The organism is Dissulfurimicrobium sp., assembly GCF_049968175.1.
Taxonomy (GTDB): domain Bacteria; phylum Desulfobacterota; class Dissulfuribacteria; order Dissulfuribacterales; family Sh68; genus Dissulfurimicrobium; species Dissulfurimicrobium hydrothermale.
Map to the genome: position 1 here is coordinate 1 of NZ_JBMFRG010000053.1, position 13,271 is coordinate 13,271.

The 13,271-nt window shown below is 51.4% G+C and carries 12 protein-coding genes and 1 CRISPR repeat array; of the genes, 6 read left to right on the forward strand and 6 right to left on the reverse strand.

The features are described 5' to 3' along the window. Together mreC and ACP5SG_RS07505 are read right to left on the reverse strand one after the other, a co-directional pair. A partial coding sequence (mreC, locus tag ACP5SG_RS07500) for a rod shape-determining protein MreC (protein ID WP_428123213.1) occupies positions 1-693 on the reverse strand: 693 nt, incomplete at its 3' end. A gap of 133 nt (positions 694-826) precedes the next feature. Beyond that, positions 827-1,861: a rod shape-determining protein gene (locus ACP5SG_RS07505; protein WP_428123215.1), complete on the reverse strand. Its 1,035-nt coding sequence runs from the start codon at positions 1,859-1,861 to the stop codon at positions 827-829. Between the two features lie 137 nt (positions 1,862-1,998). On the opposite strand from ACP5SG_RS07505, the gene mdh reads away from it, so the two are divergent. The 6 genes from mdh (at position 1,999) to ACP5SG_RS07535 (ending at position 8,147) form a co-directional block, all read left to right on the forward strand. Continuing rightward, positions 1,999-2,937: a malate dehydrogenase gene (gene mdh, locus ACP5SG_RS07510; protein WP_237889177.1), complete on the forward strand. Its 939-nt coding sequence runs from the start codon at positions 1,999-2,001 to the stop codon at positions 2,935-2,937. Between the two features lies 1 nt (position 2,938). After that, on the forward strand, positions 2,939-4,147 hold the full coding sequence (gene mltA / locus ACP5SG_RS07515) for a murein transglycosylase A (protein WP_237889178.1): 1,209 nt from the start codon (positions 2,939-2,941) through the stop codon (positions 4,145-4,147). Between the two features lie 204 nt (positions 4,148-4,351). Further along, positions 4,352-5,302, forward strand: coding sequence for an ATP-binding cassette domain-containing protein (locus ACP5SG_RS07520; RefSeq protein ID WP_237889179.1), 951 nt, complete (start codon positions 4,352-4,354; stop codon positions 5,300-5,302). After that, the gene (locus ACP5SG_RS07525; protein ID WP_237889180.1) at positions 5,303-6,061 is read left to right on the forward strand and encodes an ABC transporter permease; all 759 of its coding nucleotides are present in this window, start codon (positions 5,303-5,305) and stop codon (positions 6,059-6,061) included. It abuts the gene before it with no gap. Beyond that, positions 6,058-6,570 (forward strand): tRNA (adenosine(37)-N6)-threonylcarbamoyltransferase complex ATPase subunit type 1 TsaE, encoded by a 513-nt coding sequence (gene tsaE, locus ACP5SG_RS07530; protein ID WP_237889181.1) that lies wholly within the window; start codon positions 6,058-6,060, stop codon positions 6,568-6,570. The genes ACP5SG_RS07525 and tsaE overlap by 4 nt, the downstream gene beginning before the upstream one ends. Positions 6,571-6,575: 5 nt before the next feature. Continuing rightward, positions 6,576-8,147, forward strand: a complete 1,572-nt coding sequence (locus ACP5SG_RS07535) for an AAA family ATPase (RefSeq protein ID WP_237889182.1) — start codon at positions 6,576-6,578, stop codon at positions 8,145-8,147. Between the two features lie 36 nt (positions 8,148-8,183). Here the strand turns inward: ACP5SG_RS07535 and nth are convergent, their stop codons facing one another. Genes nth through ACP5SG_RS07555 form a run of 4 tightly spaced genes read right to left on the reverse strand, consistent with a single transcriptional unit; the run spans position 8,184 to position 12,682 of the window. Further along, positions 8,184-8,822, reverse strand: a complete 639-nt coding sequence (gene nth, locus ACP5SG_RS07540) for an endonuclease III (protein WP_237889183.1) — start codon at positions 8,820-8,822, stop codon at positions 8,184-8,186. A 15-nt stretch (positions 8,823-8,837) separates the two neighbouring features. Next, complete coding sequence (locus ACP5SG_RS07545) at positions 8,838-9,923, reverse strand: LptF/LptG family permease (RefSeq protein WP_428123222.1); 1,086 nt, start codon at positions 9,921-9,923, stop codon at positions 8,838-8,840. A 3-nt stretch (positions 9,924-9,926) separates the two neighbouring features. Continuing rightward, entirely contained in the window at positions 9,927-11,009 is a 1,083-nt protein-coding gene (locus tag ACP5SG_RS07550; protein WP_428123224.1) for an LptF/LptG family permease, read from the reverse strand. A 47-nt stretch (positions 11,010-11,056) separates the two neighbouring features. Further along, positions 11,057-12,682: an NADP-dependent glyceraldehyde-3-phosphate dehydrogenase gene (locus ACP5SG_RS07555; RefSeq protein WP_424661202.1), complete on the reverse strand. Its 1,626-nt coding sequence runs from the start codon at positions 12,680-12,682 to the stop codon at positions 11,057-11,059. Positions 12,683-12,967: 285 nt separating this feature from the next. Continuing rightward, positions 12,968-13,268: a CRISPR direct-repeat array (repeat unit 33 nt; unit sequence GTTTCAATCCACGCTCCCCGGACGGGGAGCGAC). Positions 13,269-13,271 lie beyond the last annotated feature (3 nt).

The following is a 13,271-nucleotide window of genomic DNA, read 5'->3' on the forward strand; positions in this document are numbered from 1 at the left end:
AACGGCAATTATCTTTCCGAGGGGGAGTCCCTTGGGGAATATTTGGTCGGTACCTGAGGTTATGACCTCGTCTCCAACCGCTACATCTTCCTCCTTCCCAACATAGGCAAGCCTGCATAGGCCGTCCCCATTGCCTTTTAAGATCCCTGGTGTGCGGCTTCGCTGATCTATGGCCGCTACTGCACTGTTCTGGTCGGCGATCAACAACACCTTACTGAATCGGTCCGATGATTCGACCACCTGGCCTATTATGCCATCGTCGGCCAAGACCGGCATCTCAGGGCCTACGCCGTCCCTGATCCCCTTGTCGATGGTCAGCGACCACACCCATGGTGCAAGATCCTCGCCGATTACGGATGCTGCTACGACTGGGATCTTTTCTTGGTTTTTTATGTCCAAGAGCCTTTTATACCTTGCATTTGCCATGACTGCCTCTTTATAGCTGGCTATCTCCCGCTGAAGCCTTTCTATCTCATGCTTGAGGGATTCGTTTTCGGTTTTTATATCTCGGAGGGCTATATATGAGCTCCAGATATCTTTCGTCCAGGCGAAGGGGATCTCGAGCCATTTTTGGGCCGATCCTGAGATGTCGAGAAATGTCTGTTTGATAGGTTGCAATATGCCGAATACGCCCAGCCAGAGGCCTGCCGATATGAGGAATATAAAGGCTGCCAGTACAAAAGGGGCTGACAATGAAGGGTGTCTTTGTTTCTTTTTCTTTTGGAGGCGGGACACTACCAATACACCCGATAGTTATTTGGATTAGAAGGGGCTTACAGGCCGTTCAGGATTAAAAAGTTTGCAGGTCATCAAGTGCAGGAAACGATCAATATATCATAATCTCCTTTAGAATTTCGATGTTATCCAATGCCTTGCCTGAACCTAGCGCGACTGATGAAAGCGGGTCTTCGGAAACGATTATCGGAAGGCCCGTCTCCTTCTCAAGCAGTTTGTCGAGATTCCTCAGGAGGGCACCTCCGCCTGTCAATACTATGCCTCTTTCTACTATGTCAGCTGCAAGCTCGGGCGGAGTCTGTTCCAATGCATCTTTTACGGCCTCGACGATGTTGTCGATCTGTTCAGCGATGGCCGCGCGCACCTCCTGGGAGTTTATCTTTATGGTTTTAGGGATGCCGGATATGAGATCTCTGCCCTTTATCTCCATCTCTTTGTATGGCGGTTCCGGCATTACATCGGCTATTTCCATCTTAATGTATTCAGCGGTATATTCACCTATTAATAGATTATAGCGCCTCTTTATGTGTTGCAGGATGGCATCGTCCATCTTATCTCCTGCCACACGGACCGATTTGCTATAGACGATCCCGGAAAGGGAGATTACCGCTACTTCGGTGGTGCCACCACCTATATCTATCACCATGTTGGCCGTGGGTTCCGTTATCGGAAGGCCGGCGCCTATCGCCGCGGCCATAGGTTCTTCGATTAGATAGACCTCTCGCGCCCCGGCCGACTCAGCCGATTCCTTTACGGCGCGTTTTTCAACCTGTGTGATCCCTGAAGGGACGCTTATTATGATGCGCGGCCTAACAAGGGTGCGCCTGTTATGGATCTTGCGGATGAAATATCGAAGCATGGCCTCGGTGATCTCAAAGTCGGCTATCACACCGTCTTTCATGGGGCGGATGGCCTCGATGTTGTACGGGGTCTTGCCGAGCATCATCTTGGCCTCTTTGCCTACGGCCAGGACCTTGTTTATTCCACCCATTTCTCTTTTTACCGCTACAACTGAGGGCTCCCGGAGGATTATACCCTTTCCTTTTACATAGACGATGGTGTTGGCGGTGCCTAGATCAATTGCGAGGTCTTTTGAAAGCCAGCCTAGAAGGGGACCCAGAATCATTGTTTTAGCCTTGTGCAAGAAGAAGTTTAAAATAATTTTTAAGCAGTTGTAACATTAACCTACCAAAGAGCTGTATGTTTGACAAGTGTGACTTATCGGATTGCAAAGACATGTTTTTTTAATTATGATGGTCATCCATGAAAGGCATCAAGAAAAAATTGACCATCATAGGTGCTGGCGCGGTCGGTACGGCAGCCGCTCAATGGGCTGTGAGTCGGCATGCAGCCGATGAGATTGTAATTGTTGATGTGGTGGAAGGGCTGCCGCAGGGCAAGGCCCTTGACCTTGCACAATCAGCCGCGCTTTGTGGGTTCAACGGCAAGGTGACAGGGTCGAATGACTATGAAGAGACCGGGAACTCTGACGTGATAATCATAACCGCTGGTCTTGCCCGAAGACCTGGCATGAGCCGTGAAGACCTGCTTTCCAAAAATGTGGGGATAATAAAGGCTGTCGTTACCGAGGCCGCTGGCCGGTCTCCAGGGGCGTGTATAGTGGTGGTAACGAATCCCATAGACGCCATGGTCTATGTCACATTCAAGGTGTCAGGATTCCCGCGTGAGCGGGTGGTCGGCATGGCCGGTGTACTCGATACTGCCAGATACCGGTTTTTTATAGCCCAGGCCCTTGGGGTTTCGCCACAGGATGTGAGCGCCGTCGTAATGGGGATCCACGGGGATCATATGCTTCCGCTCGTGAGGCTTGCAACTGTTGGAGGCGTGCCGCTCGAGGTGCTTCTTCCAAGAGACGAGATCGACAGGATCATCCACAGGACCAGGCATGGAGGTGCAGAGATCGTGGGTCATTTGAAGACTGGAAGTGCCTTTGCAACACCCGGGCTTGCCGCTGTTGAGATGGCCGAATCCATACTCAAAGACCAGCACAGGGTGCTGCCGTGTGCCGTATATCTTGAGGGAGAGTTTGGGATAAACGGTGTGTTTCTGGGGGCGCCGGTCGTTCTCGGGGCCGGGGGCGTAGAGCGCATATTGGAGTTTCCACTTACCCCTGAGGAACATGGTGCACTGCAGGAGTCCATTTCCGCGGTCAAGAGACAGGTGGCGTCAACCGGTCTTTGATATGGTGTTTTCAAGAAAGACCGTCTTGGCCTTGTTGGTCTTGATCTGTTTCCTGCCTCCTTCATGCAGCTATCCGCCTCGGGTGAGGCAATCTGTCTCGGCACCTTATGTGGTTCGTGTCAGCCCGCTGGACATCCCGGTTTTTATAGACACCGGTGATAGGGAGTCGCTTAGGGATGCGGCGGAAAAGGATATCTCGGCCCTTTCTAGGTTTGATCCGGATCAATCCTTTTTATTAGGTGGCATGGTCGTCAAGGCCTTACGGCTCAAGGCGACCGTGCAGGTCTTTCTGCACCTTCTCGATGAAGGTCTTTCCCGACAGGCCTTCCAGGAGGAGCTTGCAAGGCGATTTGATTTCTATAAGATCGAGCGCACCATAGAAGCGGTCGACAAGGACCCCCTGCTTATTACAGGATACTTTCAGCCTGAGCTTTCGGCATCGCTTACGCCTAACGACCGGTTTACATATCCATTATACGGCGTCCCTGCCGATCTTGTAAGGGTGGATATCAGGCAGTTCAACCCAGCTCTCCCTGCCGTAACGATCTGGGGACGCGTATCGGGACAGAGGCTGGTCCCTTATTATCCGAGGAAAGAGATAGACTCTGGCAGATGGCCTGCAAATGCCCCGGTCCTGGCCTGGCTGGCCTCACCTGTGGATGGCCTTATGCTCCATATCCAGGGGTCAGGGATATTGAGGTTCGAAGACGGCAGCAGGCGGTTCATCCACTATGCCGCAAGCAACGGGCTGCCTTACGAGAGTGTTGGAGGATGGTTGATAGGGCAGGGTCTGATCAAGAGAGATCAGGCTGATTGGTCGCATATCCGTGCCTGGGTTGAGGCGAATCCTGATCGCCTCGAAGACGCCCTTGCAAGCAATCCGAGATATATCTTTTTCAAATGGGGCAAGGACGGTCCGGTAGGCAGTCTCGGCGAGGTGCTCACGCCCCTGAGATCGGTTGCGCTCGACCCTTCTGTTTATCCGCCGGGGGCCCTTTGTTTTCTTGAGTTTGACGCTAGACAGGCCTTGGGGTCTTGCGTGGACAGAGATTTTAAAGGTTTTGTCTTTAATCAGGATACAGGCGCCGCCATCAAGGGGCCGTACAGACTTGATCTGTATTGCGGGACCGGAGGGCGGGCCGGGGAAGTCGCCGGAAGGCTTAAGGCGAAGGGGGCGCTCTATCTCATGTTGCTCAAGACGCAGGAATAAACGGCGCAATACAATATCCGTGTGCGATCGGTTTTGTCGGGCCTGCTGTATCTAAATACCCACCTGCTATCTTGAGTGGCGGCCTGCCCTTTGTCCAGCGCCGGGACTTCGGTTATATTACAATGTCCGTACATGCTGGCTGTTGTGCTGCCGTAACATGGCCAGACCGCAGGCCGACCAAGAAAAAACAGAGAATGTATTTTTATGCCGCATGAAATTGTCGATCCGCGCATTCGACTAGCCCCTGTTGTGGAAATAAAAGGGCTTGCCAAGTCCTTCGGTCAGAGGGTTGCGGTGCAGCATATCGACCTCGTCATATATCCGGGTGAATGTCTCGGCCTGCTCGGCCCCAACGGAGCGGGCAAGACCACCACAATCTCCATGATGCTGGGCCTTGTGAGTCCGGCGGCAGGCCGTATAATGGTTTTCGGTGAGCCTGTAGAGGCCCGTCTTGCAGAAATAAAGAGGCGCATAGGGGTCGCTCCCCAGATGGACAATCTTGACCCTGATTTGAGTGTGATGGAAAATCTTCTGACCTATGCCTCCTATTTCGGCATCAGGCGCAGCAAGGCGAGGGATGTCGCCAGAAGCCTTCTCGAGTTCTTCGCCATGGGGAATAGGTCGGATGATATAATAGAGCACCTGTCTGGCGGGCTTAGGAGAAGACTTCTTATTGCAAGGGCGCTTATAAACTCACCTGAGCTTTTGATCCTTGATGAACCGACGATAGGCCTTGATCCGCAGGCAAGACATCTTATCTGGGAGCGTCTTGAGGGCCTGAGGGTCAAAGGAACGACCATGCTTCTTACCAGCCACTATATGGAGGAGGTCTCCCGTCTTGCAACAAGAGTGATGGTCATGAACAACGGCAGGGTCGTTGCGGACGGAGATCCCGAAGAAATGGTGCAGAAGATGGTCGGCATGGATGTCTTTGAGGTAAGCGGGGATGCCGGAGAGTTGGCGCAAATCGAGGTGATGCTCCGTTCATGTCGTGCTGAATATGAGCGGAAGGCCGAACGCCTTTATATCTTTACGAAGGCCCCGTGTCCTGAACTCGAGGCCATGGCTCTCAGGCATCGTCATGTCACGAGGCGTCCCGCAAACCTTGAAGACCTTTTTCTTAAGCTTACGGGTAGCGCCCTCAAAGAGGATTGAATGATGTGCCTCCTTTTTTCAAAGATATGGTTGAGAAACGCCAGGGTCTGGATGAGGCATATCAGGGCGAGCCTCATAGGGAACCTCGGCCAACCCTTCATGTTCCTGCTCGCCATGGGCTATGGCCTCGGGAGGGAGATACCGGCCATACATGGCCTGAGTTATCTCCAATTCATCGCCCCTGGGCTTGTGACTACGGCGGTCATGTATAGTGCGGCCTTTGAAGCGACTTATGGGTCCTATACTAGGCTCACAACCCAGCATACTTTTGAGGCCATCCTTATGACGCCTGTGAGCGTAAGCGATCTTGCGGTGGGCGAGGTTATCTGGGGGGCCACAAAAGGGCTCGTCTCAGGCATTATTATGCTCATTTCGCTGCCACTTTTCGGCGTCTGGCCCTCTCCGTTGGTGTTGGCCCTTATCCCGATTCTGTTTCTTGAAGGCGTATTCTTCTCCGCCCTTGGGCTCATCACCACCGCCGTGGCTGATAATTATGAATTTTTCAATTACTTCACATCACTTTTGATCACCCCGCTTTTTCTCTTTTCAGGGGTGTTCTTTCCCATTGATTCCTTGAATCCTGTAGCAAAGGCGGTTTTATTGGCTTTGCCGCTTACACATACTGTAACGTTGGCAAGGCGGTTTTGTTATGGTGATCTAAGCGGCGGCTGGGCATTAAACCTGTCCGTGATTGCGGCAGCCGCCCTGACGGCCGCCTGGATATCGATTATGCTCCTGAGGCGCAGGCTTATAAGATGATATATTTGAGATCAAGTTCCCTGAAAGAGACAAGGCTGCTTGGGCGCTGCCTGGCTAAACTGCTTTTTCCGGGCGATGTCGTTCTTCTTTCGGGGGATCTCGGCGCAGGCAAGACTACCCTTGTCAAGGCTGTCTGTTCGGGGCTTGGCATGGATGAACGTCAAGTCACCAGCCCTACATTCGCCATAATACACGAATACCGCGCTGCCATGCCGCCAGTTTGCCATGCCGATCTTTACCGACTTGGGCCGGACGTGGATGCCGGGAAGATAGGTCTTTTGGAATATTTGGGCGGGGAATGGGTGGTGATGATAGAATGGGGCGAATTTTTGGATGATGCGGCCAGAGGAAATGTGCTCAAGATAGACATGAGGTGGCGCAATGAAACGGCGCGGGATGTGGCGATCGATGGGTTTGGCACTGGCTGGCTGGAGAGGCTCTCAACCCTTGATGCATGTCTGAAAGAGACCAATGTAATGGATGCCTTGGAGACTAGAGAGAAAGGATAATCAATATGACAAAGGAACCTGTTTGGCTTGGGGCTATGCTTGATCCGACGACCTATCCGCACCCAGTGGATGAGGTGAGGCTCGTCCAGACCCATATTTCATGGGTTTTTTTGGCCGGAGAAAGGGTTTATAAGGTCAAAAAACCAGTGGATTTCGGTTTTTTGGACTTCACGACGATTGAAAAACGGCATCATTTCTGCCTTGAAGAACTTCGGCTGAACCGGCGTCTTGCCCCTCAAATCTATCTCGACGTCTGGCCGATCACATCTGAAAATGGGTCGATTCATCTGAACGGTCCAGGTCTTCCTGTGGAATGGGCGGTTGTCATGGCCCGTATGCCGGAATCGGGTATGATGCCCCACCTGATCGAGGAAGATGCCCTTGAGAAAGAAGATGTGGACGAGATAGCCGAAAGGCTTGCGCCGTTTTATCTCCAGGCAGAAGGGGGCGAATATGTCAGACACTTCGGCGGCATCGAGACTATAATCCAAAATACGGAGGAGAATTTTGAACAGACGATGCCTTTTGTGGGAGATATCATAGACAAGGACGCCTATGAACATATTACTAGATACACAAGATTGTTTATAAACAAAGGGTTGTATATCTTTAAAAAAAGGGTGGACGGCGGTTGGATCAGGGAGGGACATGGGGACCTTTATTCGACCAATATCTGTTTTGATAAGCAAAAAAACGAAATCTATATCTTCGACTGTATTGAATTCAATGAGCGCTTCAGGTGCGGCGATGTGGCATCAGACGCCGCATTTTTGGCCATGGACTTGGATTATCACGGCCTTCCACATCTTGGGAACCGCTTTGCCCGGGTCTTTTCAGAAGAGATGGGCGACAAGGATCTTTTCAGCGTGCTTGACTTCTATAAGTGTTACCGCGCCTATGTTAGGGGTAAAATTGGTTGTTTTACATGGGCCTCTAAAGGGGTGGACGAGACGGCTAGGGAAAGGGCCAGGCTGGAGGCCGAGCACTATTTTAAGCTTGCCTTGAGGTACGCCGGCGGCTTGGCAAGGCCCATTTTATATATCTTTTTCGGACCGCCGGGCAGTGGTAAAAGTACGGTCTCAACGGCCTGGGCCAGGGCGTTGGATATCCCCGTCTATAATTCCGACAGAGTGAGAAAAGAGGTGGTTTTGAAGATACCCGCCACTGAAAAGCGTATCGAGCCTGTGGGTGAAGGAATCTACGACCAGCGGACGACCGAAAGGACCTACAGGGCACTGGCTAGGCTTGGAGCAATGCATCTTATGCAGGGCGGATCCGTAGTGCTTGACGCAACTTACAAAGACGAAAAGGAGCGCCGCCGCATCTTTGAGGTCGCCAAAGAGGCTGGTGCGGATGTCAAATTTATACTCTGCACATGTCCTGAGGACGAGATAAGGCGCAGGCTCTTTGAGAGGGCAGGAGACAAAGGACAGGTATCAGATGGCAGGTGGGAGATATATCTCGCACAGAGGGGTTTGTTTATGCCAGAGGCCCTTAAAGACGTGGACGCCTATGAGTTGAATACCATAAGGCCTGTCGATGCAGCGGTTGCCGAACTTTACGACAGATTGAAGTGATTCTCGCCGGCTCTCTTGTTTGTTTCAGTGAGCCCGTCAAGGTCTGACCACGGCTGATGGACAGAGTTCCTTTACAGGGCATTTGGCGCACAACGGTTTTCTTGCGTTGCATATGTTTCTGCCGTGTTCGATCAGTACATATGAGATCACGCCCCATTGGTCTTTGGGTATGATCCGCATTAGGTCTCGTTCTATCTTGATCGGGTCCTTTTCCCTTGTAAGACCTAGCCTCATTGCAAGACGTTTTACGTGGGTGTCCACCGCTATGCCCGCTATGACTCCGTAGACGTTATAAAGTATGATATTTGCGCTCTTGCGGGCCACGCCAGGAAGCCTCGTAATCCCTTCCATAGTATCTGGGATGTGGCCGTTGTATTCCTCCACAATGAGCCGTGCCGCTTCTTTTATATTCCTTGCCTTGTTTCTGAAGAAACCGGTCGGCCTTATGATTTTTTCTATATCCTCGACCGGCGCCTCGGCCATGGCCTTTGGATTGGGAAAGCGGGCGAACAGATGGGGCGTGACCTCGTTGACCCTTACATCGGTACACTGGGCTGAGAGGATAACTGCCACAAGGAGCTCAAAAGGATCTTTGTATTTAAGTGCTATTCCGGCCCTTGGATAGACGCTGTTAAGGATGTTTATGACCTTTTTAATCCTTTCTTTTTCGACCATGACAACCGCCTTTATTTATACATACGATTTTTTGAACACTACATACCCTGCTCCTGCAAATACAATGTGCGTCATAAGCGCGGCAAGTAGTGGCGGCATGACGGATGTCTTCGCTAGGGTTATAAAAAAGTCCCAGGAGACCAAGGCGGCAAAGCTGAGTGTCAGTCCCAGACCAAGCCCAACGGCCATCGAGCCTTTCCCCTGTCTGAAGAGGATCGTCATCCCCAACCAGAGAAGGGTGACACCCAAAAATGGATAGAGAATCTGGGCCCAAAACGCCGTCTCCTGTTCGTCTGCAGGATAGCCTGAGGCCTTAAGTCTCAGGATGTTTTTAAAAAGGGAGAGTATATCCACCTTTGATGGAGGTGTTTGGATGGCCGTAAATTCCTCTGGTCCTTCTTCAAACTTCATCTCTTTTGAGCTGAAAATCTGTACGGAGATGTTACCATCAGACCGTCCTTGAGTCCTTGTCTTTATGAATCCGTTGGAAAAGGTCCATATCCCTTTGGAATACCTTGCCTTTTCGGCGCCGATGAGTCGGACGAGGCCATATTTGTCGTCAAAATTGATTATGTAGACATCCTTGAGTGTCTTGGCATTTGAATCCAGCAGCTCCGCTATCCAGATGGTCCTTCCACTGCGGTAAAATAACCTGTTTTCCTTAAGCATCCCTTTCAGGGGTTCTTTTTTTACCTTCGTTTGCCACAGTACGTCGGCGCTGCGCGTCATTTTCGGGATGAATATAGTTTGGGCCACCAACATTGCAAATGAGACAACAGCGGCAAAGAATAAAAAACAGCGGATTATCTTCAAGACGCTGATCCCGATGGATCTCATGGCGATTATTTCGTTGCGTCTTGCAAGGAGCATCACAGCGAGAAGGCCAGACATCATTGCTGCGACCGGGGCGAGTTCGAAGATCGTTTTGGGCGTGATGAGCAGAAAATACAGGGCGCCCGTTTTGAAGGGTACGCCGGCTTCAATAATATTGTTGAGCCGTTCTGCTATTTCAACTAGAAGATAGGTGCCGGTAAGGCCCGGCATGATCAAAACAAACATGTTAAAAAAGTGACGTAGCAGATAGCGGCTGAATATGCCCATTCGTTAATCCTTTATGGCGCCTTTTCTGTCAAACAGCCAGAGCGTGGCAGCTGTGATACATAAAAAAACGGCATTCGGCAGAAACAGACTCAAGAAGGGCGGTGTTAGCCCTGTTTCGGCAAGATTGGCCATGGAGATCATGAGCGTATAGTAGGTAAGAAACGCGGTCAAGCTCAGAGCTATGCCTCCTGAAAGTCCGGAGCGGCCGAAGAATACCCCGAGCGGCGCGGCCATGATGCCCAATATCAACGTCCCAAAAGGCAGGGCCAGCCGCTCATAGAATTCCGTCAGATATGATAAGTTGTCATCTTTTGTATTTTTGGGGTTGTTTATCTCCTTCCATAGCTTGTCGATGCTCAGATCGCCGCGCGATGGCTCGTAAGCGCCTTCGGCGAGCCTAAGCCTTAATGTATAGTCCTTGAACTCCATAGTATCGGTATCTTTATAGTCGTGGCCGGTCATATTTAATATGCCGTTGGTCAATCGCAGCGCTGCTTCCTTGCCGCCGGGGGCCACCAGTATCTCGCCGTGCCCGGCGAGTATCTGGCTCGTCGACCCCTGTTTGCGCGAGTCCCATATGAATATCCCGTCAAGGCTTTTACCGCCGTTTGCAGTCTTGTCTGCATATATCGTAAGGCCTTTGATGGGCGTGAAAAAGGTCTTTTCGGGTACGCCCCTTGCGAGTGCAAGTTGGGTCAGCTCGATAAGGAAGATCTTCGAGGCCATTTTCGACTTGGGGAGTACGTAGCTTGATATAAAAAGCCCTGCAACAAAGGCAGTAAGTACTACCAGGGATACGGGGATCAGCATCTTTCTTGGGGTGATACCGCAGGCAAAGAGGGCTAGTGCCTCACTATCCCTTGAGAGGCGTAGAAATCCTAGGAGCACACCAAGGACAGTGGCCATGGGTAGGACAAACGCCCAAAATGTAGGCAGGATCAAGGCTACAAACCTGAGCATGTCTTTAAACCCTATGCCGGCCCTTAGGATTGGTTCGAACAGGGGAAGAAGGCGACCCAGGAGCAGAAGCGCATTGAGGGCGCTGAAGGCGAGGACGAATGGTATGAGCATTTCTTTGAGAAGCATTCTTGTTAGGATTGACACGGTTAGGATCTGATCTCCAATCTGTTCTTTTATAAGATGAAATCGGTCGAGAGAAAACCGGACAGGCGTTTTCTGACTATCTCGCTTATGATGTTCTTGTTCAGTTCCTCCTCCTTTGCGGCCACAAGTGTACGGATGGAAAAGGTCCTCAGGGCGTCGGAGACCGAGAGTGTGCCGACAGCCGAGTCCTTTCGACCTGCAAATGGGAATGTGTCTGGTCCGCGTTGGCACTGACTGTTTATGTTGACACGGCAAACTTGATTTGCCAACGGATCGATCAGCCCGGCCAGTTCTTCTGGGTTACTGCCAAATATACTCACCTGCTGGCCGTATCTGGAGGCCTCCATATAGCCTATCGGTTCTGATATATCGTCAAATGGGACGACGGGCACAATCGGGCCGAATTGCTCTTCGGTATAGAGACGCATCTTTTTTGTGACCGGATAGACCACAGCCGGTTCAAAAAAGGTCTTTACAGTCTTTCCGCCGCCATGGTTCAGGACCCTTGCGCCAAATGCCTCAGCGTCGTCTATCAACTCTGTGAGGTACTCGATTTTTCCTTTTTCAGGAAGTGGGGTTATGAACACATCGTCTTCCCATGGCATGCCCCTTTTCAGGCCGCCTAAGACGTTAAGGAACCGTCCCAGAAACTCGTCGACTATGTCTTTTTGCACGAAGATGATCTTCAGTGCCGTACAACGTTGGCCGTTGAAGGAAAGGCTACCAGAGATACACTCCCTCACCGCAAGATCCATATCTGCATCAGGCAACACTATTGCCGGATTTTTGGCCTCCAGACCCAGGGCCAGCCTGAGTCTGTGTGGCTTAGGATGTTCTTTGTAGAGGGCGTTCGCAGCCTTGCTTGTACCGATGAAGGCCAGGGCGTCTATCTTCCCTGTGTGGAGAAGCGGAGGGGCAATGGATCGGCCTTTGCCGTAGATGGTGTTTATGACACCAGGCGGGAAAGACTCCCTGAAGTCCTCCAGAAGAGGCGAAAACAGCAGGACCCCGTAACGTGGCGGCTTTAAGATAACGGTATTGCCCATGATTAAGGCGGGGATCAATGTTGCGAATGTCTCGTTCAGGGGGTAGTTGTAAGGGCCCATACAAAGGACGACGCCCAGCGGCGCCCTTCTTATCTGGGCGATTATGCCCTGTTCTATGACAAAGCGCGATGAGACCCTGTCCAAATCTTTCAATGCATCTATAGTATTGGTGATGTATTCAATGGTGCGGTCGAATTCCTGTTCGGATCCGGCCAGTGACTTTCCTGTTTCCCACATAAGGAGACGTGTCACCTCATCACGGCGTTTTTTAATCCGGCTGGCAAAGGTTTGTACATGGGAGATACGTTCCGCAACAGTCATGGTCGGCCAATGCCCCCTGCCGTTTTCATAGGCCCTAAGTGCCGCGTCAAGGGCCTGGAGCGCATCAGATTCTTCCATAAGGGGATAGCTTCCTAAGCGTACCTGTTGCATGTTCCATCCATTTTTTATACAGACAGGGGAATAGACGTCTTCCACAGGGCCGTTCCACCGTCTCATCTCGCCGTATATTAGATAGGTTCGTTGTTCGATGGGGACGTCCAAGCGGTGGCGTTCCGGGATGTCCGCCTGGGTCGGAAAGATAGATTCAATGTCTGTTTGGGTTTTCATGCTATCACTGTGTCCTTTCTCGTAGGCGACGTCGGATATTGTATACAGTTATATAGTTCGATTGGTGGTCTAGCTGTTCACCATCGTCTAGTACTTTTATCATTTCATCAAGGCAAATACAATCGGTCAAATCCGGACGATACCAGGGTTAGGGTAGCAAGATAGCTGTTTTTATCATTAAATATCTATACGGATAACTTGTGTAGTTTCAGTCTATGTTATTGAAGCAGGAGCGAAGGGTGCAGTTATCTTTGGACCAGCGAATATTCTTGTTTCAATTCGTTCGTTTCAATCCACGCTCCCCGGACGGGGAGCGACGCGGTCAAGGCGTCGAGGCGGTCATATCGGCGTAGTTTCAATCCACGCTCCCCGGACGGGGAGCGACCGCATTCAAGCGCGGAGGCCTCCGGTTCTGGGTGGTTTCAATCCACGCTCCCCGGACGGGGAGCGACAGGGCGGCGAGATCGTCCTCCATCCTCTTTTGAGGTTTCAATCCACGCTCCCCGGACGGGGAGCGACCCACTGCCCTAAGCCTCAAGGTTGGGAATGACATGTTTCAATCCACGCTCCCCGGACGGGGAGCGACTCT

What these genes read in the sequence shown, in the direction of transcription:
- mltA (WP_237889178.1), top strand. Translation starts at nt 2,939, where the DNA reads ATGGTGTTTTCAAGAAAGACCGTCTTGGCCTTGTTGGTCTTGATCTGT.
- ACP5SG_RS07550 (WP_428123224.1), bottom strand. Translation starts at nt 11,009, where the DNA reads ATGCTTCTCAAAGAAATGCTCATACCATTCGTCCTCGCCTTCAGCGCC.
- mdh (WP_237889177.1), top strand. Translation starts at nt 1,999, where the DNA reads ATGAAAGGCATCAAGAAAAAATTGACCATCATAGGTGCTGGCGCGGTC.
- nth (WP_237889183.1), bottom strand. Translation starts at nt 8,822, where the DNA reads ATGGTCGAAAAAGAAAGGATTAAAAAGGTCATAAACATCCTTAACAGC.
- ACP5SG_RS07545 (WP_428123222.1), bottom strand. Translation starts at nt 9,923, where the DNA reads ATGGGCATATTCAGCCGCTATCTGCTACGTCACTTTTTTAACATGTTT.
- ACP5SG_RS07525 (WP_237889180.1), top strand. Translation starts at nt 5,303, where the DNA reads ATGATGTGCCTCCTTTTTTCAAAGATATGGTTGAGAAACGCCAGGGTC.
- tsaE (WP_237889181.1), top strand. Translation starts at nt 6,058, where the DNA reads ATGATATATTTGAGATCAAGTTCCCTGAAAGAGACAAGGCTGCTTGGG.
- ACP5SG_RS07505 (WP_428123215.1), bottom strand. Translation starts at nt 1,861, where the DNA reads ATGATTCTGGGTCCCCTTCTAGGCTGGCTTTCAAAAGACCTCGCAATT.
- ACP5SG_RS07555 (WP_424661202.1), bottom strand. Translation starts at nt 12,682, where the DNA reads ATGAAAACCCAAACAGACATTGAATCTATCTTTCCGACCCAGGCGGAC.
- ACP5SG_RS07520 (WP_237889179.1), top strand. Translation starts at nt 4,352, where the DNA reads ATGCCGCATGAAATTGTCGATCCGCGCATTCGACTAGCCCCTGTTGTG.
- ACP5SG_RS07535 (WP_237889182.1), top strand. Translation starts at nt 6,576, where the DNA reads ATGACAAAGGAACCTGTTTGGCTTGGGGCTATGCTTGATCCGACGACC.